Annotated in this window: 27 protein-coding genes and 2 tRNA genes; 10 read left to right on the forward strand and 19 right to left on the reverse strand. The window is 61.1% G+C overall.

Features of this window, described 5'->3' with window-relative positions:
* Positions 1-44: 44 nt before the first annotated feature.
* The 7 genes from P0Y65_05985 to P0Y65_06015 all read right to left on the reverse strand — a co-directional run bounded on the left by P0Y65_05985 (position 45) and on the right by P0Y65_06015 (position 6,577).
* The gene (locus P0Y65_05985) at positions 45-1,526 is read right to left on the reverse strand and encodes a lipopolysaccharide biosynthesis protein (GenBank protein ID WEK05804.1); all 1,482 of its coding nucleotides are present in this window, start codon (positions 1,524-1,526) and stop codon (positions 45-47) included.
* Positions 1,523-2,530 carry a glycosyltransferase gene (locus P0Y65_05990; protein WEK05805.1) on the reverse strand — a complete coding sequence of 336 codons (1,008 nt, stop codon included), beginning with the start codon at positions 2,528-2,530 and terminating at the stop codon, positions 1,523-1,525. Before P0Y65_05990 ends, P0Y65_05985 begins: the two co-directional genes overlap by 4 nt.
* A complete protein-coding gene (locus P0Y65_05995; protein ID WEK05806.1) occupies positions 2,481-3,761 on the reverse strand; it encodes an O-antigen ligase family protein in 1,281 nt (426 codons plus the stop codon). The genes P0Y65_05990 and P0Y65_05995 overlap by 50 nt, the downstream gene beginning before the upstream one ends.
* Positions 3,758-4,939, reverse strand: a complete 1,182-nt coding sequence (locus tag P0Y65_06000; GenBank protein WEK05807.1) for a glycosyltransferase family 2 protein — start codon at positions 4,937-4,939, stop codon at positions 3,758-3,760. Before P0Y65_06000 ends, P0Y65_05995 begins: the two co-directional genes overlap by 4 nt.
* Before the next feature lie 3 nt (positions 4,940-4,942).
* On the reverse strand, positions 4,943-5,317 hold the full coding sequence (locus tag P0Y65_06005; protein ID WEK05808.1) for a hypothetical protein: 375 nt from the start codon (positions 5,315-5,317) through the stop codon (positions 4,943-4,945).
* A gap of 11 nt (positions 5,318-5,328) precedes the next feature.
* Entirely contained in the window at positions 5,329-5,991 is a 663-nt protein-coding gene (locus P0Y65_06010) for a sugar transferase (GenBank protein WEK05809.1), read from the reverse strand.
* A gap of 415 nt (positions 5,992-6,406) precedes the next feature.
* A complete protein-coding gene (locus P0Y65_06015) occupies positions 6,407-6,577 on the reverse strand; it encodes a hypothetical protein (GenBank protein ID WEK05810.1) in 171 nt (56 codons plus the stop codon).
* A 427-nt stretch (positions 6,578-7,004) separates the two neighbouring features.
* Between P0Y65_06015 and galU the strand changes: the two genes are divergently transcribed.
* Entirely contained in the window at positions 7,005-7,916 is a 912-nt protein-coding gene (gene galU, locus P0Y65_06020; protein ID WEK05811.1) for a UTP--glucose-1-phosphate uridylyltransferase GalU, read from the forward strand.
* A gap of 79 nt (positions 7,917-7,995) precedes the next feature.
* Here galU and P0Y65_06025 read toward each other — a convergent pair whose 3' ends face one another.
* The 8 genes from P0Y65_06025 to P0Y65_06060 form a co-directional block, all read right to left on the reverse strand.
* Positions 7,996-10,239, reverse strand: coding sequence for a Wzz/FepE/Etk N-terminal domain-containing protein (locus tag P0Y65_06025; protein WEK05812.1), 2,244 nt, complete (start codon positions 10,237-10,239; stop codon positions 7,996-7,998).
* Positions 10,240-10,273: 34 nt separating this feature from the next.
* Complete coding sequence (locus P0Y65_06030; protein ID WEK05813.1) at positions 10,274-11,164, reverse strand: glycosyltransferase family 2 protein; 891 nt, start codon at positions 11,162-11,164, stop codon at positions 10,274-10,276.
* A 4-nt stretch (positions 11,165-11,168) separates the two neighbouring features.
* Positions 11,169-12,161 carry a glycosyltransferase family 2 protein gene (locus P0Y65_06035; GenBank protein ID WEK05814.1) on the reverse strand — a complete coding sequence of 331 codons (993 nt, stop codon included), beginning with the start codon at positions 12,159-12,161 and terminating at the stop codon, positions 11,169-11,171.
* Entirely contained in the window at positions 12,158-13,309 is a 1,152-nt protein-coding gene (locus tag P0Y65_06040) for a glycosyl transferase family 1 (protein WEK05815.1), read from the reverse strand. Before P0Y65_06040 ends, P0Y65_06035 begins: the two co-directional genes overlap by 4 nt.
* 149 nt (positions 13,310-13,458) lie before the next feature.
* Positions 13,459-13,959, reverse strand: a complete 501-nt coding sequence (locus P0Y65_06045) for a GAF domain-containing protein (GenBank protein ID WEK05816.1) — start codon at positions 13,957-13,959, stop codon at positions 13,459-13,461.
* Between the two features lie 86 nt (positions 13,960-14,045).
* Complete coding sequence (locus tag P0Y65_06050; protein WEK05817.1) at positions 14,046-14,699, reverse strand: acyltransferase; 654 nt, start codon at positions 14,697-14,699, stop codon at positions 14,046-14,048.
* A 237-nt stretch (positions 14,700-14,936) separates the two neighbouring features.
* Positions 14,937-15,010: transfer RNA gene (locus P0Y65_06055), tRNA-Gly, on the reverse strand.
* 100 nt (positions 15,011-15,110) lie between these two features.
* The gene (locus P0Y65_06060; protein ID WEK05818.1) at positions 15,111-15,698 is read right to left on the reverse strand and encodes a HupE/UreJ family protein; all 588 of its coding nucleotides are present in this window, start codon (positions 15,696-15,698) and stop codon (positions 15,111-15,113) included.
* 172 nt (positions 15,699-15,870) lie between these two features.
* Here P0Y65_06060 and P0Y65_06065 point away from each other — a divergent pair, with 172 nt between their 5' ends.
* Together P0Y65_06065 and P0Y65_06070 are read left to right on the forward strand one after the other, a co-directional pair.
* On the forward strand, positions 15,871-16,263 hold the full coding sequence (locus P0Y65_06065) for an MAPEG family protein (protein ID WEK05819.1): 393 nt from the start codon (positions 15,871-15,873) through the stop codon (positions 16,261-16,263).
* Positions 16,264-16,320: 57 nt separating this feature from the next.
* Positions 16,321-16,396: transfer RNA gene (locus P0Y65_06070), tRNA-Trp, on the forward strand.
* Between the two features lie 237 nt (positions 16,397-16,633).
* Here the strand turns inward: P0Y65_06070 and P0Y65_06075 are convergent.
* Complete coding sequence (locus tag P0Y65_06075; GenBank protein ID WEK05820.1) at positions 16,634-16,804, reverse strand: hypothetical protein; 171 nt, start codon at positions 16,802-16,804, stop codon at positions 16,634-16,636.
* A gap of 453 nt (positions 16,805-17,257) precedes the next feature.
* Entirely contained in the window at positions 17,258-17,461 is a 204-nt protein-coding gene (locus tag P0Y65_06080) for a hypothetical protein (protein ID WEK05821.1), read from the reverse strand.
* 296 nt (positions 17,462-17,757) lie between these two features.
* On the opposite strand from P0Y65_06080, the gene P0Y65_06085 reads away from it, so the two are divergent.
* Entirely contained in the window at positions 17,758-18,429 is a 672-nt protein-coding gene (locus tag P0Y65_06085) for a porin family protein (protein ID WEK06740.1), read from the forward strand.
* 70 nt (positions 18,430-18,499) lie between these two features.
* On the opposite strand, the gene P0Y65_06090 is transcribed toward P0Y65_06085, so the two are convergent.
* The gene (locus tag P0Y65_06090) at positions 18,500-18,844 is read right to left on the reverse strand and encodes a PilZ domain-containing protein (GenBank protein ID WEK05822.1); all 345 of its coding nucleotides are present in this window, start codon (positions 18,842-18,844) and stop codon (positions 18,500-18,502) included.
* 245 nt (positions 18,845-19,089) lie between these two features.
* Positions 19,090-19,371, reverse strand: coding sequence for a hypothetical protein (locus P0Y65_06095; GenBank protein WEK05823.1), 282 nt, complete (start codon positions 19,369-19,371; stop codon positions 19,090-19,092).
* A gap of 251 nt (positions 19,372-19,622) precedes the next feature.
* On the opposite strand from P0Y65_06095, the gene secE reads away from it, so the two are divergent.
* From secE to rplL, 6 genes are all read left to right on the forward strand, one after another.
* Positions 19,623-19,820 (forward strand): preprotein translocase subunit SecE, encoded by a 198-nt coding sequence (secE, locus tag P0Y65_06100; protein ID WEK06741.1) that lies wholly within the window; start codon positions 19,623-19,625, stop codon positions 19,818-19,820.
* A 37-nt stretch (positions 19,821-19,857) separates the two neighbouring features.
* The gene (gene nusG, locus P0Y65_06105; protein ID WEK05824.1) at positions 19,858-20,388 is read left to right on the forward strand and encodes a transcription termination/antitermination protein NusG; all 531 of its coding nucleotides are present in this window, start codon (positions 19,858-19,860) and stop codon (positions 20,386-20,388) included.
* 184 nt (positions 20,389-20,572) lie between these two features.
* Positions 20,573-21,001 (forward strand): 50S ribosomal protein L11, encoded by a 429-nt coding sequence (gene rplK / locus P0Y65_06110; protein WEK05825.1) that lies wholly within the window; start codon positions 20,573-20,575, stop codon positions 20,999-21,001.
* A gap of 3 nt (positions 21,002-21,004) precedes the next feature.
* Positions 21,005-21,691: a 50S ribosomal protein L1 gene (gene rplA, locus P0Y65_06115; GenBank protein WEK05826.1), complete on the forward strand. Its 687-nt coding sequence runs from the start codon at positions 21,005-21,007 to the stop codon at positions 21,689-21,691.
* A gap of 332 nt (positions 21,692-22,023) precedes the next feature.
* Positions 22,024-22,545 (forward strand): 50S ribosomal protein L10, encoded by a 522-nt coding sequence (gene rplJ, locus P0Y65_06120; protein WEK05827.1) that lies wholly within the window; start codon positions 22,024-22,026, stop codon positions 22,543-22,545.
* A 69-nt stretch (positions 22,546-22,614) separates the two neighbouring features.
* Entirely contained in the window at positions 22,615-22,989 is a 375-nt protein-coding gene (rplL, locus tag P0Y65_06125) for a 50S ribosomal protein L7/L12 (GenBank protein ID WEK05828.1), read from the forward strand.
* Positions 22,990-23,090: the final 101 nt, after the last annotated feature.

Below are 23,090 nucleotides of genomic sequence, written 5' to 3' on the forward strand. Positions count from 1 at the left end.
ATAGCAAAATCCCCGCGACTTCGTTGCGGGGATTTTTGTTTGGGCTAGCGACCGCGCCGCTTCACGAAGCTGATCAGCTTCCAGATCCGGTCTCGACCCAGCAGAAGGACCACAGCGGCATAGCTCGATGCGGCCGCGCTTATGGTTGCGCCCAGTCGAAGCCACGGTTCGGCGTTGCTTAGTTCATTCTGCACCATCCAGCCACAGGCCCACATGACACCGGTTGCGAGCGTTGGCAGGGCAAAGGAGGACAGATAGGCGAGGGCGGAGGTGCCGAGAAGGCGCACGACCATGTGTACGGTCGGCAGCCAGACGACGATGTTGAGGATGACCAGCGAAATGCTGAGCGGCACGAGGCCCCAGCCAGCAAAGAGGAAGATGTAGAGGACGGTGACCGCCTGCTTGCCCAGCACATAGTAGAACCACAGGTCGGCCTGGCCCTGGCTGCGGATCAGCGAGGATTGCAGGATGCCGACGGAAGTCAGCACACCCAGGACGCAAAAGGCCTGGACAACGGGAACGGCATCGATCCAGTGGGCACCAAAGGCGAGGGGGATGAGGTCGTTGGCGACCAGCGCCAAGCCGGAGAACACTGGGAAGGCCACGACCGAAGAAGCGAAGGTGCCGAGCAGATAGGCCTCGCGCAGTTTGGCCGGCTCGTGCTGCATGGAGGAGAGCAGGGCGTAAGAGACCAGGTTCAGGGCGCCCGACAGCAGGTCGGTGAGGATCTGGAAGATTCGGCGGGCGAAGCCATAGAGTCCGAGCCAGGCGGGCCCGAGCAGGGCGCCGATCAGCAGCTGGTCGAGGTTGAGGGTGGTAATGAAGTGGTTGCCGGTCGAGAACAGGCCGAATGCCTTGAGCTCGCCCAGGGCGCGCCAGTTGAAGTGGAGTGCCGGGACATAGCGTGCGGCGATCATGGCGCCGATGCAGGTGGTGACCGATGCCGCCAGTTGCGAGGCTGCCAAGGCCCAGAGGCCGAGACCGAACCAGAGCAAAGCGAGGCAAATGACCGCGGCCACGACCGATGCCGCCGTGGTGCGCAAGGCCAGCATCTTGAAAGACATGGTGCGCACCAGCAGCGCATTGGGCACAGCCGCGGCCATGTCGAAAATGACCTTGGCCGAGATGAAGGGGATGAGCAGAAGTAGCTGGGATTCGCCCGACGCACCTGTGATGAAGGGGGCTGCGACGCAGAGACCGACGTAGATCAGTCCGGCGGCGCCCGTGCAGAGCCAGAAGACCGTGTCGAGATGGGTCTTGGTGATGGCGCCGCGCTGGATCAGTGCTTCACGAAAGCCGGCGGGTGCGATGGCTGAGCCGACAGTGGCGATGCTGGCGGCGAAGGCAACGATGCCGAACTCGGCTGGCGAGAGCACCCGCGAGGTGGCGAGAAAAACCAGGAAGCCCAGCGCAGCGGGGGCGAAGCTGCTGACCAGCGACCACAGCGTTCCCTTGATCGCAGCAGAAGCGCGGCCCGTCTTGAGATGATCGAGCCTTCCGCCACCCACTTCTGAAGTCGTGGTCATGCGCTGGGCGCCGTCCGTCGCATGCCATCGCGCGAGGCGACGAACTTCTGGAATTCAGGGGTAACCCGGCCGAGGGTGCGGATCATCAGCCCGCGCAGGCGCAGCTTGGCGACCTCGGTAGGGCTGACATGGGCGGAAAGGCTTGAGCCGAGCAGCGCTTTGCCGGCATTGGTGGCGCGGATGGCGATCGGCGTGGAAAAGCGCGGGTCGGTCAGGAAGCCCTTGCGCTGCGCTGGGGTCGCCTCATCCCACACGCGGCGGCGCAGGGCCTGGACGGCGCGCTTGAGGTCCAGTTCGCGGCGCAGGTATTTCGCGTCGAGCTCGGCGTTGCGTGTGGTTTGCTCACCATTTTCAGCCCAGACGGCCAGCGGCTGCATGGCGACATAGACCGGCTCGGCGATGGAATAGGTGCGCAGGTATTCCTGCAGGGTCGCGGTGCAGTTGTATTGGATTTCGAGCGGCGAGACGGCCCGGCGCGACCAGAACAGTCCGCCATTGGAAACCCCTATGCCCGCAAGGAGCGACAGCCGAAAGTCTTCGGCAGCGTAGAGGCCGTCGGTGAACAGTTCGTCGAGCACGCCTTCGCGCCCCAGGTGGGCCTGCGGCGTGCCGCTGGCGTATTCGAAATACTGATTGCGCAGCACGACTTCGACGCCCTGGTCGCGGATCAGCGCGATATTGGCGGCGCAGAATTCGGGCAGGATGAAATTGTCGTCCTCCACCACGCAGAAGAATTCCGCGTCATGCGGGTTTTCGGCGCTGAAGCAGTGGTCGATATTTCGGGAGGCGAACAGCTGAGGCGTATTGGCGGTGTAGCGGATGCGCGCATCGCCGATTGCGGTCACTACGGCCCTAGCCGCCTGGTCGGGGTCGTCGTCATAGACATCGCAAACCCAGTTCTGCCAGGACTGTTCGATCATCGAATAGAGGGCGCGGCGCAGCGCCGCGGGACGCTTATAGGTCGGCGTGCGAAAATGGACGAGGCCGGACTGGTACTCGGACATGGCTCAGTAATCCTTTGGGACGGGGCCGCGCTTTTGCAGGCGATTGTTTTCGCAGGGCTGCAAGACCCTGTATGGCGTAGATCAGCGTTGCGATGCCCATGATCGAGCGGATGGAGAATTCAAAGAACACCTCCACCTCGATGAAGCTGCGCAGGATCATCAGGGTCTGCAGGGCAAGCAGCAGCGAATTGGGGGCGTTGGGGCGGGCGAAGGTATAGATGCCCATGGCGATGGCGCCGCCATAGATGATGATGACCTGTAGCGCCAAACCGATGAGGCCAATCTCGACGGCATTGGAAATATAGGTGTTGTGGAAGTTGAAGCCCGCGCCCGACGGCACGAGGAACATGGCCCATAGCTCTTCAGCCGGGGCAAAGCCGACGACCCAGAACGAACGGTAGCCCAGTCCCTGCAGCGGGCGTTGGGCAATGAAATCCATGCCCATGGCCCAGAGGTCGGTACGCCCGGTCAGGGTTGCATCCTTGCCCGAGCCCTCGAGGATGTCGGCCAGCAGCACATCGCCCATGGTGATCAGCAGGAGGGCAAGGGCAGCCATGGCGATCGTCAGGATGACGACCAGGAACAGGCGCTGCATGCCGTTGAGATGAGTGATGAGCTGGGTGAGGATGATGATGGCCACGCAGGGCGCCACCATCATGATGGCGCCGGCCGATTGTGCCAGCACCAGCAGAGGCACTGAAATGCCGAAGCCGATCACGCCGGCAAGGCGCATCAGCAGGTGCGAATGCCGGTCCGCGGTGATGGCCATGGCGATCAGCATGAAGACGGCGATATGGGCGGCGAAGGCGTTCTTTGAGCCGAAGACACCAAGCCAGGCGCCATAAGAGCCGGTGCGGCCGAAGGCGATGCTGGCGACGACGCCGATGCCATAGACCACGAACATCAGGCGCATCAGCATTGTGGTGGAGACGCGGCCGGTGATCACCATGGCGACAACGACAGTAAAACCGAGCTGGAGGCCGTAGCGGATCGAATTGGATGGGTAGAGCGACCAGAGGGAAGTAAGGATGCACCAGACCGGCAGCAATAGCAGCGGCCAGTAGCGGCGCACGCTGTCCACGCTCTGGTGGATGCTGCTGATGATCAGCAAGGCGCCACAGCCCATGAAGGTCAGCGCGGCGAGCGAGCCGAACATGGCATTGAGCACCAGGGCGGCGAAGGCACCGAAGGTGAGCATGGTGGCGAGGTTGTAGGTCAGCCGCCCGGTCATGGCGGGCTCGCGATTTCGACTTCGGGGATGAAGCCGGCGGCATAGTGGCCCGCCTCGTCGAGCGGCACGCAGCGCACGGCGCCAATGCCGCGCCGCCCAGCGAGATCGAGCCAGACATGGCGGATGCGGGGCGCCGACCAGTCGGTGCGTGCAACGGGCACATAGGCGGGCACGGCTTGGGCTGCGCCGGGTGTGCCCTGTGCGCCCAGGATGAGCAGGGGCGAGACGTCCAGAGCCGGTGGCGCTTCACGGCGCTGGCGACCCTCGCTGAACGATGTCCAGAGCCGGCGCAGGTGGCTGGGGGCGCTGGCGATCAGGGAGACGGCATCGGGAATGCGGCGCTGCTTGATGCTGGCGACGAGGCGCTCGTAGGCGAGACCATTGCGCAGGTTTGCCGATCGCGTGGCGAAGGCTGCGGTCAGCGAGCGCGTGAGCGGCTGGCGGGCCTCGACCAGGGCATCCTGCCGGTCCACCATGGCCTGCATGTCGCTGACCGACAGGCGATGCGAGATCGAGCCGGTGTGGCGGCGATAGAGATAATAGGGCTCGGGCACTACGACCATGCGGACACCATCGAGCAGCAGGCGCAGGATCAGGTCGTAGTCCTCGCCGATGCGCAACTGTTCGTCATAGCGCAGGTCGGCCAGCCGCTCTGCACTGATCAGTGGCTTGAGATAACCCAGGGCGGGAGAGCCATCCTGGCCGGCAAGCACCCATCGTTCCGGGGTAACAGCGAAATTGGTGTCGACATCCTCGCCCAGCATCAGGCGAGGCGGGGTGCCATCCTCGAAGAACAGCAGCAGGTCATCGGCAATGATGTCGGCGTGCTGGCGCGCGGCGGCGGCCAGGAGGCGCTCGAAGCGTTCGGGATGGATGATGTCGTCGGAATCGACAATGGCGATCCAGCGGCCGCGCGCAGCGTCCAGCGCGCGGTTGCGACAGGCGGCGGGGCCTGCGTTGTGCGTGGCGGTGATCAGGCGAACGCGGTTGTCCTCGGCCATCAGCCCGCGGATGCGCTCCAGGCTGTCATCACTCGAACAATCGTCGCTGACGATGACTTCGAGCTTGCTCATGGTCTGACGCAGCACGGAGCGCAGGGCGTGCACGACCTTGTCGCCCGCCTCGAAATTGGCCATCACCACGGAAATCAGTGGTGTGTCGGCGTTTGGGACCGCCATGGGTCAGGCCACGCCGGCGTCCGCTGCAGGCAGTGCAGCGCCGTCAAGATCGGCGATCAGCTTATTGAACTTGTCGATCTGCAGGTTCAACTGGACGATGCGGCGACGGCCATTGGCTGCGTTCTGCTCGGCCGACCCGATCATGGCCTCATCCTCGCGGTCGCGGCTGCCGTATTCTCCCGAACTCTCAAGGATCGAGGCGGCCTTGGCGTAATACATGTCGATGCGCTTCTGCAGGCCATCGCGTTCGCGACGAGCGTCGCTGAGCGCCATGGCCAGGGCATTGTGTACCGTTTCCAAACGCACTGCGTCGGTTTCGGCATCGCGGCCGGTGTTGCGGGAGCGGAAGGCACGCGGACGAAGAGACAGAATGGACATCTGATTATCTCCTAGCGGCTGCCCGTACGAAGGGCGACGACCTTGACGGTCTTGAGCAGGATGATCATGTCGCCGAAGAATGTCCACTGACGCACATAGAGGCTGTCAAGCTGGACGCGCTGGTCATAACCGGTGTCGCTGCGACCGCTGACCTGCCAAAGGCCGGTGATGCCTGGGCGCACAGCCGAATAATGCTCGATCTCGTCGGCATAGCGGACGACTTCGTCTTGCACGATGGGGCGGGGGCCAACCAGGCTCATGTCACCACGAAGAACGTTGAGCAGCTGCGGCAGTTCATCGAGGCTGGTGACGCGCAGGAAGCGACCGATCGGCGTGATGCGTGGATCATTGGTCAGCTTCTGGGATTCTTCCCATTCGGCGCGGGCCTGCGGGAAGAGCTCGAGGTGGCGCTGCAAGGCTTCCTGAGAGTTGACCACCATGGAGCGGAATTTCAGGCAGCGGAAACGCTTGCCGTTAAGGCCGATGCGCTCGTGGCCGAAAAAAATTGGCCCGCGATCGGTCGAGAACATGATCACGGCGATAAAGAAGATGGCGGGCAGGGCGAAGAGCAGCATGGCCGAAGCGGCCATGATATCGAAACCACGCTTGGCGAAACCGCCGCGGGGCATGCCCGACTTTTCTGTAGATCCGACTTCGGCGTTGATGATTGTCATGACGTCCTCTCACGCAGATTGGCTCGTCCACAGGGACGCGCGGAAGGGTTCGCCAAAGCGCCCAGCGCTCATGCGAGACCGGTTCTCTCTTTTGTTAAGGATGGACCCCGAACCAGAGGTCCGGAGACGCCGTTTGCGTAGCATTACGGCGACCCATCGAACGGGCGATGCCGTGTTGATGAGTGGAGACGACCATGATCGGAAAAGCGTGGCAACGCCGCCAACGCATGGCTGTCATGCGGGTCACAGGTCACAATATCACCCAAATGGCAGATCGTTAAATCTTTACAAATCAGTGACTTGAGAAGAAGTCGGGTGCTGCGGTGGCGATATACAGACTAGGCGGCGAGTTATTCTGGTAATGCACGTAAAGCGAAGTAACGCGGCGTATAAATAAGGTTGCAAGTGCGCAGCGCTACATTCCGAGCACGAAGGTAATTCCGTTCCAGACGAGATAGAGACCCACCCAGGCGAGCGCCATTACCCCGATGGCGACCAGGCCCCAGGGCCACGAAAAAGGCGAACGCTGACCGGCCGCAAGAGGAACTTTGCGCGCTGCGCCATTGTCAGGTGTATTGTTGTCCACGGAGCATCCTCCTGCCGCAAAACGCGGCCGATTGACGGGGCCGAGATGACGACTTTGAATTTGTCGTTCTGTCCTACCATCGAGGGGGTAAATACACCCCTGCCGTCTGCAACAAAATAGCAAACATCATCACGACTGTGTAGGCGGGCCCCGATCACATTGAGATATGTCGAATTCGCAATTCTACTTGGCACTCGGAGGGACAACCGTGCCTAGACTGCCATGGTTCCGAAAAATACTCAGGACGGGCACATTGTGATCGCGATCAATCGCGGCGGGAAATGGGCGGGTTGCAACAGAAATAGGCAAAATCCACCAATAGCATAGATGCAATCGAGCCATGCAGCCACGAGCCGGTTTTTGGCTGGCTCAACTGCCAATGACATGGTCTGCTTCCCCTGTTGTTACCCTTATTCAGGAGATCGCCATGGTAAGACGCGTGAAGACTGCCGTTTTTCCGGTAGCAGGTCTGGGGACGCGTTTCCTCCCCGCCACCAAGGCCATGCCAAAAGAAATGCTGACCGTCGTGGATCGGCCTTTGATTCAATATGCAGTGGATGAGGCCCGCGAGGCGGGGATCACCCATTTTGTCTTCGTGACCGGCCGCAACAAGGGCGTGATCGAGGATCATTTCGACCGGCAGTTCGAACTCGAGACCACGCTGGAACTGCGTGGCAAAACCAAGGCCCTTAGCGAGCTGCGCAAGGACCTGCCGTCAGCCGGGCGAACAAGCTTTACCCGCCAGCAAGAGCCGCTGGGACTGGGCCACGCCGTCTGGTGTGCCCGCGAGATCGTCGGCAACGAGCCTTTTGCCCTTTTGCTCCCGGACATGCTGTTCAAGGGTAAACGTGGCGTGCTCAAGCAGATGATCGAAGCCTATGAAGAAACCGGCGGCAATATCATCGCCGTCGAAGAAGTGCCGCACCAGGAGGTCTCCTCCTATGGCGTCGTCGGGCGCGGCGAGGGCACGGACACCAGCTTCCGCATCACCGACATGGTGGAAAAGCCATCGCCGGCCGATGCACCGTCCAACCTCATCATCTCGGGCCGCTATATCCTGCAGCCGGAAATTTTCTCCTTGCTGGCCGACCAGCCGCGCGGCGCGGGTGGCGAAATCCAGCTGACCGATGCCATGCAGACGCTGATGAAGACGCAGCCCTTTGCCGGCGTGAAGTACGAAGGCCAGAGCTTTGATTGCGGCTCCAAGATCGGCTTCCTCACAGCCAATGTCGCCTATGCGCTCGATCGCGAGGATATCGGCGACGACTTCCTCACCGCCCTGGCAAAGCTGGGTCTGCAGGATGTGCTGATCGACGGCTTCAAGGTGGCCGCCGAATAGACAGCCACTCCCATCCAAATCAAAAGGCCACCCGGTTTCCCGGGTGGCCTTTTTGCTGGGCGGTCCTTGGTGGCAACGCCTAGTTGGGCGTCGCGTCCACCACATGGGGCAGGGACTTCTGGTCGCGATAGGCGAAGTGTTCCAGGCCGCCCATGTCGGTAAACTTGGGCAGGGCGCCGAGGTCGACCTTGTTGAGCACGACGCCAGTGATGTGATCGGCCAGCTCGGGCTCACGTTCCAGCACGCTGCGCAGCAGGCGGCGAGGGGTGCGGCCCCATTCGGTGACGAGTACGCTGGCGTCAGTAAAGGGCAGGACTGAAAGCGCATCAATATCCGGACCGAGCGGGGGCAGGTCGATGATGACATAGTCGAATTGGCCGCGGGCCTCGGCCAGCACGCGCTGCATGGCAATGCTGGAGAGATCGCCACCGCCGGCTTCGGGCGCGGCGGCCGAAAGCGTCACCATGCCGGTTTCGTGGTCGGCCACGGCTGCCTGGCGCCAGTCGCCCTGCTGGGAAGGGAGGATGCGTTGCGGCATGCCGGGACGGCCGCCGTTGACGTCGCCGTCGATCAGCAGCACCCGCGAGCCGATTGCGGTCAGCATCTCGGCCAGCGAAATGGCATAGGTCGACTTGCCCTCATCGGGAAGAATGGACAAGATCCCCACGACGGCCGTGCTACGGTCTGCGATCGGCTGCAACACCAGGCGTGTCGATTTGAGCGTTTCCATGAAGGGCGCGCCCCAGCGACGGCCGATGCGCGAGCCAAGGGCACCGCGTACCAGCGGGCGTATGGCCTTCTGGCGTTCAATGAGCGTGCCGCGGCCATCGATCTGCAGGCGCGGCATATAGCCGAGGAAGCGCAGGCCGAGCTGCTGGCGCACCTGTGCACCGGTGCGGAAACCGCGTTCGCGCAACTCGTTGAGCATGCCCAGAACGGCGCCGAGGAAGCTGCCGGCAATGATGGCGGCAGCCAGGATCACCACAGTGCGCGGGCTGGACGGATCGCTCGGCAGCAGGGCGTCGGTGACGATACGGACCGAGGGAATGGGGAAGCTCTGACGCTGCACGGCTTCCTCGTAGGACGTGAGATAGCTGTTGTAGAGCGCGCGCAGGGCGTCGGAACGCTGCTGCAGCTCGTTGAGGCGCACGGCTTCCTGGCTGACGGCGCCAGCGCTTTGGCCTTCGGCATCGATGTCGGCGCGCATGCCGCTTTCCTGCTGCTGGGCGATGCTGAGCTGGGTCTGATACTGCTGGTTGAGGTTTTGCAGCAGCGCGTAGATGCGGCCGTCGAGAGCGGTCTTCTCGGCACGCAGCGTCACCAGTTGCGGGTGATCGGGACCGTAGGTGGTCTCGATTTCGCCGATGCGACTGGTCAGCGTTGCCACCTGATTGCGCAAGGTCGCCACTTCTGTCGGATCGGTCTGTGAGCCACTGAGCAGGGCGAGATAGTTGGATGCCGATTCCGGCCCGGCCGCGATGACGCTTTCGAGCTGACCGGACAGGGCGCGGAGGCGCGCGGTTTCGGCCTGCGCTTCGGCAAGCTGGGTCGACATGGTCTGGATACGCTGGGTGGTCAGCGTCTGGTCCTGGCCGACGGAAAGGCCGGATTCCTGGCGATATTGCTCGATGGCAAGGCTCGCCTGGCGCTGGCTTTCGCCGATTTCGGCGAGGCGCTGCTGCAACCAGTCGGCCGCGGCACTGGTGGCTTCGAGTTCGGCGTTGAGCTGGTCCTGCACCAGGGCCTGGGCATAGGCGCTGGCAATGCGCTGGGCGAGAGCGGGGTCAGCGGCTTCATAGCCGACACGGATAATCGAGCTGCGGCCCATTCGTTCGACCTGCACATTGGCGCGCAGCATGCCGACCACTTCGTCAAGGCTGGCTTCGAGCTGATCGGGTGCATCACCGCCGCCCAAACCGACCAGGCCCTTGACGCGTTGGCTGAAGGACGGCGGGGGATTGAGGAAGTCCTGATCGGTCATCAGATTTTCCGTTTCCGCCACGGTCTTGGCGACACGGCTGGACCGCAGCACCTCGATCTGGTTGAGCACCTGCGCTTCAAGATCGGTGGCGCTGACGGCCTGGGTCTGGCCGTTCTGGGCGACCTGCTCAAGATTTTTGTCGATCAGCAATTGGCCGGCGGACATATAGCTGCGTGGCGCCAGCGTCAGGTAGAAGATGGCAAGTGCCAGCGCAACGGCGATGCAGAGACCGACGACCAGTGCCTGCCGCCGCAGCAGCGAGAAGATGTGATCCAAGTCGATCGTCTTGAGATCGGATGGCTGGGGCGCCAGGGCCTCCGGGTATCCGGCTTTTTCCAGCATGATCAATACTCCGCTTTGAAAGGATGCGCGCCGTTCACGATGCGCTGGTCTGCCCGTAATGCTCGGCCTGGCGCTGGCCCAGAAGGCCGCCGGCAACACCGATATGGAGGGTGGCGCGCAACCAATTGCGGCGGCGCTTGATGGGCGAGAAGGCTGTTAGCCCGGTCATGAGGCAGCAATAGACTATCTTTGCGGCAACAGGAGGAATGCTGCGCAGACGTGGCCCGGTCAGCAGCATGCCATGGGTCTGGCCGGAGCGAAGGCGTCGCGCCACAAGCCAGGACATGGTGGCCCGCTGCGGCGGAACGGGTTCTTCCACCAGCGCGTCGGGCGCATAGTCGATGGTGCCGCCGAGATCGGTGAGGCGGTAGAAGAAATCGGTGTCCTCGCCGCCCGACTTGCCCAGCTTGAGATCGAAACGCAGTGCGTTGAAGGGCGCGGTCCAGGGGATCAGCACGTTGCAGGTGTAGCCGGTGCGGATTTCGCCCCAGACATGGACGGGCAGGGTCGAGTGGAAGTCGCCGCGCACCATCCAGCCGGGAGCCTCGGGCGCATAAAGGGCCTTCACCGGACCAAGCACTGCCGTCGCCTTGCCGGCTTCTGCTTTGTCCAACAGCGCAAGCAGCCAGCCTTCGGTCACCAGTTCATCGTCGTCGATGAAGGCGATGAAATCGCCCTTGGCAGCATCGAGGCAGGCGTTCCGGGCGATGCAGATATTGGCAGCCGGGGCGTGCAGATATTCGATCGGAAAGGGAAAGTCGCCGGCGAGTGCGATGACGCGGGCCTTGGCGGATGGGGTGTCGTCATTGTCAGCGATGATGACGCGGATCTCGTGGCCGCCTGTCGCGAGATTGGCAACCGAGCGCAGCGTCTCGGCGAGGAAGGGGCGGCGGAAGGTACAGATGCAGATGTCGATTCTGGCCATGAGGTCAGACCACCTTGCGCTGGAAGGGCTGCTGCAACACATGCAGCCAGAAGCCGGATGACCACGCGAAATGCATGATCATTGCCGCCCAGCCCACCAGCGGGGATAGGCTCATGGGCATGCCATATTCGGGATAGTGCTTCTTGGCCGCCTGCATGCCGAGGGTGATGCAGACCACGCCCCAGAAGGCGAGGGGGATGAGGAAGACCCAATGCCAGACCGAAAGCGCTGCCAGCAGCACGACCGGGAGGATGGCCAGCGGCACCATCTGGCGGATGCGTGGGCGCATGCGGTGTTTGAGAATATTGCGGGCGCGTCCGCCGCCATAGCCGAAATACTGGCGGAACAAGCCGGACATGGTCGAGCGCGGATAGTAGGTCATCCCGGTGCGGTCGGTCAGCCAGATGCTATGCCCGGCCTGACGCAGGCGGAAATCGAGTTCGGCATCCTCATTGCAGCGGAAGGTTTCGTCATAGCCTCCGACGGCGCGGAAGGCGTCGACGTGCATCAGCGCGTGATGGCCATGATCGACCGGGCCGGCATGCTTGCCGGTGCGATGTGCCGAGCCGCCCGTGCCGATGGAGGAGTTCTGTGCCGTCGCCACGGCGCGCTGGAACGAGTCGTGGCCAACGGTGGTCATGGGCACAACGACGCTGGCGACATTGCGTTCGTCGGCCTCCGCCACGAGCTGCTGGCAATAGCCGGCCGGATAGGCGCCGTGGGCATCGATGCGGATGAGATAGTCCGCACCGTCACCGAATTCGGCCACGGCCAGATTGATCGCCGCTGACTGGATTCGATGCGGATTGTGCATCAGCGAAATGCGCGGGCCCGATTTTTCGGTAGCGATGTCCTGCGTGCCGTCGGTGCTGCCACCGTCGGCGACGACGATGTGGGCGTCGAGCGCTTCGGCTTCCACCAGTAGCAGGTCGAGCAGGGACCCGAGATGTCTGGCTTCGTTGAGGGTCGGGACGATGATGATTGTGCGGGGGCTCATGCGGCCACCTCCAGCTGATCTTGGGCAAGGGGGCGTCCGGCGAGGCGATCGACCAGCGTCCGGCATTCTTCGGTTTCACAGAGGAAGTGGGATCGGTCCTGCGCGGCAACAGCCTCGGCGAGGATCCGGATGCGCTCCGGCGTCATGGAGTGGAACAGGTCGTGCAAGGTTTGCTGCTCGATATCGGGAATCACCACGCCAATGCCGAGGCGTGTGATGAAGGCAGCAGTTTCCGTGTCGGCCAAAGCGATCGGGATGGCGCCATTGAGGCAGCCTTCGTAGATGCGGTTGGGCAATAGCCAGGACGAATTCTGGCCTTCTTCGAAAAAGTCGATAGCCCAGACGAAATGCACGGCGGAATAAATGTCCGGCAGGTCGTCGGGATAGCAGTAAACGCCCGCGTAGTTGAGATGCGGCGCGGCTTCGGTGGTGGCGTCGAAGTCGGAGAATTCGGTACGGGCCGGGCGGCCGCGAAGCGTAACATCCAGCTTGCCATTTATGCTGCGCGACACAGCGTCCAGCGCCGTAAGCGACTTGTGGCAGCGCAGGGCGCCGAACCAGCCGAGGCGGATAATGTCGGGCTCCTGATCGAGCGCCGGATTGCTGCCGGTGTCCTTGAGGCCAAACACCTTGTTTTCAACCAGGAGCGCGGGGGGCGCGCCATGCAGGTCGAAGTGATTGGCCATGAAGGCGGGAGAGCTGGTCAGCAGCAGGTCGGCGGCACGCATCAGCCGCTGCTCCATACCCCGCATGCCCTTTCCCAGGCCATCCTGCCGCAGCATCAGGCGATGGATGTCGAGGCATTCATAGACGACGCGCGGCGGATCGGGCCACAATGCGCGCAGCCGGTTGGCAATGGCCAGCATTTCAAGATTGCGGGCGACAATGACATCGGGCCGGCTGAACGCCTTGCCCCAGACGCGCGTGGTGTAGCTGGCGCGCGCCGTCGCGAAGACGCGGTGCAGCATGCGGCCGTCATGAGTGATATCGAGCTCGATTGCCGTGTCGAGGCCGAGATCTGGCAAGGTCGCGTCCGAACGGCGGAAGCCAGCGATTTCCACGCTGGCACCCCCGAGTTGGAACATGGCTATCCGGCGCGCTACGGCCGGGTCGGCAAGGTTGAAGACCAGGTAGAGTATCCTGAGCAACAGCGCATCTCCTGTCCCAGCGCGAACCGGCTGGCTTGGGTTGCAGCGAACCCCAAGAGGAAAATGATGCGAAGATGCGGTCAACCATATGAAAGTGACGCTGCAATGCGCGTTGCGCATGCCGTAAAGCAGCCTCAATCTCAGTGGGTTCAGGCGGCCTTCCGATCGCGGAAGGTGAAGACCAGGGCAGCGATGGTCAACAGGCGGGACACTTCGGCGAGCGTTTCCGGTGTCAGCGCACCGGCATCGCCCAGAATGTTCACGGTGCCACGCGTTTCCCCATCAATGATCATGGGCGCCGACAGGTTGCAGGTAAAACCCATGTCGATCAAGACCTGAGCCTCGCCCGGAAGGAAATCGAACATTTCGGTGGGCGAGTTGCAGACGACAGGCCGTTTTTCGCCGAGAATGCGCATGCACCACGGGTCGTCGTCCCTGATGATATCGAAGCCGCCGATGGGAAAGACTTTTGGATCAGACGTGCCAATTCGGTCAGTGCGCGAGCGGTCGGGCAGGATGGCTAGCCAAGTTGCGGTGCGCAGGCCGGGCAGGGCGAGGAACTGGGCCGTGAGCAGAGTAATGAACTCCTGCCGTCCAGCGGCAAGCGCAATGGACAGCCGGTCGGCGAAGGCGGGGTCTAGGATAGGCATGGAGTCTCAAGTAGCAGTTGTCGGTGCGCGGGCAGACAAACAGCATGGTTGTCGGCTTGGCAAGGGTTAGCGCTGAGCCCGCAGCCTCATGGGGCTGCAGTGCTGGGTCGGGTCCCCGGTCTCCTGGCCGATTTGGCCTGCCACGGATGGGGGCCGAACCAGTGCTGCTTGCGCAGCCTCTGCAATTCGGGTTCGAGCGCAGGATCGTGTTCGCCGACACGTTGCTCGATCAGCCCGCGCCAGGGATAGTCCAGGTTTCGCGCCCTCAGCTTCTCGATATAGTCGTCGAGCGAGGCGACGACCTTGGCCGGGCTACCCACGGCAACCGAATTTTCGGGAACGTCGCGGCTGACCACGGCGCCTGCGCCGATGACGGCCCGCGGGCCGATCGAGACGCCCGGCAAGATGATCGTGTGCGCGCCGATGAAAACATCATCGTGGATACGGATCGGGGCCACTGAGTCCAGCTTCGTGCCCAGGGCCAGGTTGATCATGTTCACGCTGCCGTCGTGACAGGTGAAAAACCCTCCGGCGATATGCACATTGTTGCCGATACAGGTGCTGACAGGGTCGGCAAAAAAAGCTGCCGGATTGATCCAATTGCCTTCGCCGAAACTGTGAAAGTTGCCGTGCCGCTTGAGGTATTCGCCCCAGTCCTGGATCGAGGGCGATCCGAACTTGCGCCACAAACGAACGCTCTTGCCCTCGTTCAGCGCGCGGTCCCTGAGTAATCTGATCAAGTACTGTCGCAACTTGAACTCCCTCACTAGGTGTTCTTATTCAAGCGCGGAAACTTATATTGGTCGAGTCTTAATTTATTGACTGACAGAGGATTGGCTTGGCCGGCCGATGTGTTGCGGTATTGTCTTTTGGATTTGGGGCGACTTGCCAGATCGCAAAAATTGCCTGAGAGCCGCCATCGAGTATTGCGCGGAGACTCATGGGCTACGCGGTCAATCGATTGTTTATGAGGGGATTGGAGCGGGTAGCGGGAATCGAACCCGCATATTCAGCTTGGAAGGCTGCTGCTCTACCACTGAGCTATACCCGCAAGGTCGCGAAGCGACGGGAAAGCCAATAGCGCGGTGTGGAGGCCGCTGACAACCCCTCCCGATGCGAGAAAGGCTGTCAGTCCACGGTGTTGTGGCGAGTTAGAGCCAGCCGGCCAGCACGCCGATGCCACCCAGGGCAAAGAGGCCGCCGGCGAGCTGCGCCGCAAGCTTGCCATAGCGGCCAATGATGCGGGCAACGCCGGCGGAGGCGGCAATACCAGCGAGGTGGAGCAGGGCAGTGGCGAGAACGAAGCCGGCAGCATAGGCCAGGCCGCTGGTGTCGCCTGGCATTTCAGAGCCGTGAGCATGGCCGTGAAAGATGGCGAATACGCCAACCAGTGCGGCGGCCAAGGCCACTGGCATCGGGCGACCAAGGGCAGCTGCTGCGCCGATGATGACGCTGGAGAGCGCAATGCCGAGCTCGACAAAAGGCACGTCCACCTGCGCTACACCCAGAGCGAAGCCTGCGACCATCATCGCCACAAAGCTGATTGGCACCACGATCAATGCCCGGCCTCCCAGCACGAAAGCGAAAACGCCGACGGCGACCATGGCCAGCACGTGGTCGATGCCGCCGATCGGGTGCTCCATACCATGGATGAAGCCGACCTCATGACCGACGCCGGTATGGGCAAAGGCCATGGCAGGGGTGAGCAGGAACATGGCCAGGGCCAGAATAAGACGCATCGTCAATCCTTTCGGGGCCGTGGCCCGCGACGTTAAATCGGTGCCCGCCGACGCTTCCTGAATCTCGCGCCTTAGTTATTCGTCGCGAAGGCGCGCTTGTAAATGGTGATCGTATTGGTCCTTTGATGCGTTAGGGACACGGGCAAGTCGCCCGTCATTTGAGGTCTAGGTCATGCTTTTGTTGATTTTTCTGGTGCTTCTCCTGCTGCTGTTTCAGGTGATGCAGCCGGGTCGCTACCTGTCGCTGCAGGTGGGCAATGATGCCCAGATGGGGCCGCGCGACGATCTGCCCGAGCCGAGCCGCGAGCTGGCGCGTTCGCGGCGTGCGCTGGCGAATCTGCAGGAGACCTTGCCGGTTTTTCTAACGCTGGCCGTGCTTTCGCTAGTGCTGGGTGAAGCGGGGTGGCTGTCCATCGTGGGCGGCGCGCTCTATCTGTTTGGGCGCGTGGCGCACTATCCCTGCTACATGAATGCCCTGGCACCGTGGCGATCCATCGCTTTTCTCGTGGCGCTGATCGGTTGTGTGGTGATGGCCATTCCGCTGGTTCCCCATATCTGGAGCTAGAGGTGCAAAGGGGTCTTGCGAAACGCGAGCATTGCCATTAGACGGTAGCTCGCCTGAAGGGGTTTAGCTCAGTTGGTAGAGCATCGGTCTCCAAAACCGAGGGTCGTGGGTTCGAGTCCCCCAGCCCCTGCCAGGCATTTTTCCAACATCGTCGACAGTCCAGCCGGCAGCAAGCATGCTGGACGACTTCTTGCCGTTGTCCGGTGTGGCGCGCGTCGCCCGCTGGAACAGGCTGTGGAAGTCGCAATCTTATCGAACATGGCGGGCATTCGGTAACGCGGCTCCTCGATCAAACGATCGAGGGAGAAGCGTCATGCCGCGCCATTTGATTCTGTATCTCGCCGTTGCGGCCTGGCTGGTCGCGGTCGCACTAGCCTGGCTCGTCTTCGCGTGGAACTTCGCCTAACGGCCAATTGCGCGTGCGGCCATTGCTCAGCACATCGGCCATGCCCAGGAACAAGATCAGCGGAGCGAGGAAGAGCCACATCGCGGCGATGCGCAGGCGCTGCCACGTGGGTGTTGAGGCGTAGTTTGACGGCATGACGACCTCTGGCGTTGTCAGGAACCGGATCGCGCTCCTCGGCGATCTCGTGGGCGTTCCAGGCATTCGCCAGGCTCGAGCGGAACCTGCCATGGCAGGCGGTCGTCCGCCATCTACACCATCAGTTAACCTTACTACTTCAGGTTTGTTTGATTGTTCATTTCTACCGAGTTGAAGATTTCATCTTACCTGAGCGAGCAAAAGCTGATGGCCAGATACAGAACTCCTTCTGTAATTCAACAGGCGCGAAAGGCTATACCGCGCCCTATTGCTTTGATTTCGCTCGCCATTGCGTCCTGGGCTCTGGTGATCTGGGTTGGCTGGCGTATCTGGCTAAGCTTTATCTGACTCACTGGTTTCCGCTATTGCAGAGGCAATTCGGCGAGTGTTGTTTTTGCTGACAAAAAAGCCCCAGCCAAACGGCTGGGGCTGATTGTTGGGCCAACGCCGGCCTTAGTTGTTGGCAATCAGGGCGCCCGCCGCAGCGCCGCCTGCGCCGCCGACGATCGCGCCGCCATAGCCGCCCAGAGCGCCGCCCACCAAGGCACCACCAGCGCCGCCGATGGCCGCGCCGCTGACCGTACGCTGGGTCGATGTGCAGGCCGAGAGGGTGAGGGCCGCCAGCATGACGACGGCAATCGGTGCGAACTTCTTCATTGTCTTCCTCTGTGTTGGTAACGCCCCGAAAGCCTACACGGGCCCGTGATCGAAATGGTTAAGGCCGCTGTGACGTCGGCACCGTCGAATGCGGCACACCTCAAACAAAGCAGTTTGCGCCCAAATACACTGCTCTCATCACGCGTCCGTGATGCAATTTCATGCATTCATTCGGAGTCCGAGTGATGCCAAGGCCACATGTGGGGCAATAATGTGGCGCGCCTGCCATTCTTTAGTGTGTTGAAGATTTATTGCCGATACTTCTCCGGTCGTTACCTTTTGGGGAATCTTTGCATATGAATAAGTTTGTACTTGCCGCTATTGCCGGCGTTCTTTCGACATCGACCGCTTTCTCCGCTGATCTGCTCATTCTCGATCAGCCCGCGGTCACGGCTCAGACCAGTGCCTATGACTGGTCCGGCTTTTATGCCGGCGTGAATCTTGGCTATGGCTGGTCGGAATATGAGCTGGGTGACGTTGCCGGCACAGTTGTGATCGACGATATCGACGGCGTCCTGGGCGGTGCTCAGGTTGGTTACAACCACGATTTCGGCGGCTTTGTGCTCGGCGCTGAAGCCGACTTCCAGTTTTCTGATCTGAGCCGCGAACTCGCAGTTGCCGGTATCGGTAGCTTCGATGTCGGTATCGAATCGTTCGGCACTGTTCGTGCTCGCGCCGGCGTAGCCGTTGACCGCTTCCTCCCTTACGTAACGGGCGGTGTTGCCTGGGCCAATGGTTCGGCAACTGTCGTCGACGCGCTTGCTGGCACCATCCTTGATGAAGACGAGACTTACGTCGGCTACGCCATTGGCGCCGGTCTTGAATACGCCGTCACCGACAACATCACCGTGAAGGGTGAATACCTGTACGCTGACTTCGGCAGCAAGGATTTTGCTGTTGTCGGCGGCACGCTCGATACCGACCTGACCGCCCACGTTGCGCGCGTTGGCCTGAACTACAAGTTCTAGGTTCAGACAGCTCTCCAAAGCAGTCACTGGCCCCGGCACCTCGTGTCGGGGCCTTTTTGTGTCTACGCAGTCAGTGGCCGCGGGGGACTTGCCGGACGGGTTCGTCCTGTACAACGTCAACGATTTGACTCGAGTCAAAGTGGGATTGCTGCTCGTCGGTCATCACGTGCGAAAACTGCACGCCGGCGAACTGGGCCTGGCGCCAAACGACGTGGCAGGGCTCCAGCGAGTGGTTGAACAGCAGGGTGAAGTCATCAGACAGGTCGATCGACTCACAGAGCTCGACCATGGCGCCTGAACGGGACAGATTGACCACCAGAACGTCCTGGCGCACCAGGCCGTCCTGCATTACGGCGGTGGCAGCAATGCGCAAGGCCTCGCGCTTGTGCTGACGTTTTTCGATCCAACTTTTCATGTGCCAAGAGCTAGGCCGCCAGCGCTAATGCAATCTGAATGAAATCGATAGGATTTTAACGTTTCTACGTAGTGGGGAGAACTCTCTCACGAGCCACCGCTTAGTCCTTGTGGGCCGGGAAAAAGCAGACGACCCCGGCCTTGTGCATGAGCCGGGGTCGATGGAGACTGTCTTTGGAGGTCGCAGGGGCAAACCTGCCAAAAGTTAACGCCGCGACGCGCTCTGGGTTCCCAAAAATGGTCAATCTATTCAGCGGCCGCCGGTAACACATCCGTGTGCCGCGCCTTGAGTCGATTGAGCTGGTGGGCGGCGTGGGAGAGCAGGGCGGTGCGTACCTGTTCGGTCGGTACATTTCCGACATCGGCCTTGACCTTGAGGTCGAGAGGGTAGCGAGAAACATTGCCGCGGAAGCTCTCCTCGACGATGACGCGGACAATGCCCGTCACCCGACCAGGAATGGCCTGGTGAGGGCCATAGTAGCGGACTTCGCAGCCCTTGATGTCAAAGCTCGCGCCATTGGAGGACATGTAGAGGCTCCCAACTGCCTTTATATTGTCGCAATTCGATAAAAGGCGATCGCAGAGCTGTCGGCAAGCGCGATTCTCAGCATATTTAATGCATCGTTAACGATTGTGCTCTTGCGAGGCGGTCAGAGAGCGGGGGCAATCTGGCGGCAGCCTGTTGCAATTGGCACGGACTTTCTCTAGATAGCCAACTTCCAGCCGTGCGGGAGTCCTGCGCGGCCTTTGGTTTTGCACCAAAAACTAGAGTAGATTCGCTGATGGCCCGTCCGAACCCGATCCAGTTCCTGCAGCAAGTCCGGCAGGAAACCGCCAAGGTTACCTGGCCGGGTCGGAACGAAGTCCTGATCTCCACGGTCATGGTCCTCGTGCTGGTTATCCTGGCGAGCCTGTTCTTCCTGGCTGCCGATCAGGTTATTTCCTGGCTCGTCGGTCTGATGCTTTCGATCCGCTAGTCGGGTCACAGATTTAATACGGGAGCGGCGACGCTTAATGGCCAAGCGCTGGTACATCGTTCAGGCATACAGCAACTTCGAGCGCAAGGTGGCGGAGGATATCCGTCAGAAGGTCGCACAGAAGAAGCTCGAGCATCTGTTTGAAGACGTGATTGTTCCGACCGAAAAGGTCGTCGAGATCCGTCGCGGCCGCAAGGTCGATGCCGAACGCAAGTTCTTCCCGGGCTATGTGTTGGTGAAGATGGACATGACCGACGAGGCGTTCCATCTGATCAAGAACACGCCCAAGGTCACTGGTTTCCTCGGTTCGGACAACAAGCCGATGCCGATCTCGGAAAAGGAAGCCATGGGCATCCTGCAGCAGGTGCAGGAAGGCGTGGAACATCCCAAGCCTTCCGTCTCGTTCGAAGTGGGCGAGAATGTGCGCGTGTCGGACGGTCCCTTCGCCAGCTTCAATGGCGTGGTGGAAGAAGTCGACGAAGAGCGCGCCCGCCTCAAGGTGGAAGTTTCGATTTTCGGGCGTCCCACTCCGGTGGAGCTCGAATATGGTCAGGTCGAAAAGGTCTGACCGCAGCGTTTTTGGCGTCAGCCAAAAATCGCGACACTGGGCCTCGGCTCGGTGAAATCTGTGGGAGAGGGCGGTTGCTGCCAAGCATCCGGTTAAACCTTGTACCACAGCGTCAAGCGGTCCGCATGACAGCGGGCAGAACGTGGGTTTGCGCAAGCGGACCCACACCAATTGAGAGACGATTATGGCAAAGAAAATCGTTGGCTACGTAAAGCTGCAGGTGCCCGCGGGCTCCGCAACGCCTTCCCCGCCGATCGGCCCAGCACTGGGTCAGCGCGGTCTGAACATCATGGAATTCTGCAAGGCCTTCAATGCTGCCACGCAGGAAATGGAAAAGGGTTCGCCCATTCCAGTCGTGATCACCGCCTATGCCGACAAGAGCTTCACTTTCGAGATGAAGCAGCCGCCGGTCACCTACTTCATCAAGAAGGCCGTCAACCTCAAGTCTGGTTCCAAGCTTCCGGGCAAGGAATCGGCTGGTACGATCACCGTGGCTCAGCTGCGTGATATCGCCGAAAAGAAGATGAAGGATCTCAATGCCGATAACGTCGACGCTGCTGTGTCGATGATTGCTGGCTCTGCCCGTTCCATGGGCATTCAGGTCGAGGGCTGATAGATGGCTGGCAAGAAGATCGTAAAGGCCCGCGAGGGCATCGACCGCAACAAGCTGTACAAGCTTGATGAGGCCGTGAAGATGGTGAAGTCGCGCGCTTCGGCGAAGTTCGACGAAACCATCGAAATCGCCATCAACCTCGGTGTTGATCCGCGTCACGCTGACCAGATGGTCCGTGGCGTCGTGAACCTGCCGAACGGCACGGGCAAGACCGTGCGAGTGGCTGTGTTTGCCAAGGATGCCAAGGCTGACGAAGCCCGCAAGGCTGGCGCAGACATCGTTGGTGCAGAAGACCTGATGGAACAGATCCAGTCTGGCAAGATCGATTTCGATCGTTGCATTGCCACGCCGGACATGATGCCGCTGGTCGGTCGCCTGGGCAAGATCCTGGGCCCGCGCAACCTGATGCCGAACCCCAAGGTCGGCACGGTTACTCCCGATGTCGCCGGTGCCGTCAAGGCAGCCAAGGGCGGCGCCGTTGAATACCGCGTCGAAAAGGCCGGTATCCTGCACGCCGGTGTTGGCAAGGTTTCCTTCTCGGAAGAAGCCCTGCTGCAGAACATCAAGGCCTTCACCGACGCCGTCGTGAAGTCCAAGCCAGCTGGCGCCAAGGGCACCTATGTCAAGAAGGTCGCCGTGTCGTCCACCATGGGCCCTGGCGTCCATGTCGAGCCGGCTTCGGCTCTCTAAGAAACAAAGAATTCCGGGCGGTTTCGGCCGCCCGGATATTCAACTGAAGAGTGTTTAGGCACGCCTAAGTTGAATAAGTCCTGTCCGAGACTGCCGGTGCTGATCAATCTGGGTCAGCTTAATGTCCACCGACGCCAGCATAGATGGGGTGACAACCAAGATTTTCTGCCCAAAGGGCAGGGTGATCGCGGTTCGAACCAGGCCAGTTGCCCTCGTGGCAGCGCGGTTTACAGGCATGTAACCGTTGCTCCTCTTCTTTCTCCGGAGAGTAGGGGGCAGCAATTGGCAATGGCCCGACAGACTTGTTGTCGGGCTTGATGTGGAGACTAGCAGTGGAAAGAGCGGAAAAGCGTGAGCTTGTCGCATCGCTTCAGTCAGCCCTCTCGGGCGCTGGATCGATCGTACTCGCGCAGAACACCGGTCTGACCGTCGCCAATCTGGAGTCGCTTCGCCGCGAGGTGAAGACTGCAGGTGGCTACGTGAAGGTCGCGAAGAACCGTCTTGCCAAGCTTGCTCTTAAAGACACCGACCACGCCGACATTTCGGGCCTGTTTACCGGCCCGATCGTCATCGCCTATGCGGAAGACCCCATGACTGCGCCCAAGATTGCGGCGAAGTTTGCTGAAAAGAACGCAAAGTATGTCGTTCTTGGCGGCGTTATGGGCAAGACCGCGCTTGACGCGAATAACGTCAAGGCGCTGGCGACCATGCCGTCGCTCAACGAACTGCGCGCTACGCTCGCCGGGATGCTCAAGCAGCCCGCGACCCGTATCGCGTCGGTCATCGTTGCGCCGGCTGGTGGTATCGCGCGCGTGTTGGCCGCTCACGCGGAAAAGAGCAACGAAGCAGCGTAACCCCATGGCCTCAAATTTTGAAATTTGCGGCCGGTTTGAACTGAACACCTGAAAAGAGAGATTTATCAAATGGCTGATCTCGCCAAGATCGTAGACGACCTGTCTGCCCTGACCGTTCTGGAAGCTTCCGAACTGTCGAAGCTGCTGGAAGAAAAGTGGGGCGTTTCCGCCGCCGCTCCGGTTGCTGTTGCTGCTGCTGGTGGTGGCGCTGCCGCTCCGGCTGCTGAAGAAAAGACCGAATTTGACGTTGTTCTCGCCTCGTTCGGCGACAACAAGATCAACGTCATCAAGGAAGTTCGTGCGATCACCGGCCTGGGCCTGGGCGAAGCCAAGGCTCTCGTTGAGTCCGCTCCCAAGGCGATCAAGGAAGGCGTGTCGAAGGCTGAAGCCGAAGACATCAAGACCAAGCTGGAAGCAGCTGGCGCCAAGGTCGAACTCAAGTAATTTCGACTTTACGTCTTGTAATTTGTGGGGTGGCGCTATATGTGCCATCCCACATTCTCGTTTTCACGGGATGATTCGCCGGGCCGAGTGGATAGGCTCCT

It is taken from the genome of Candidatus Devosia phytovorans (genome assembly GCA_029202405.1).
Taxonomy (GTDB): Bacteria; Pseudomonadota; Alphaproteobacteria; order Rhizobiales; family Devosiaceae; genus Devosia; species Devosia phytovorans.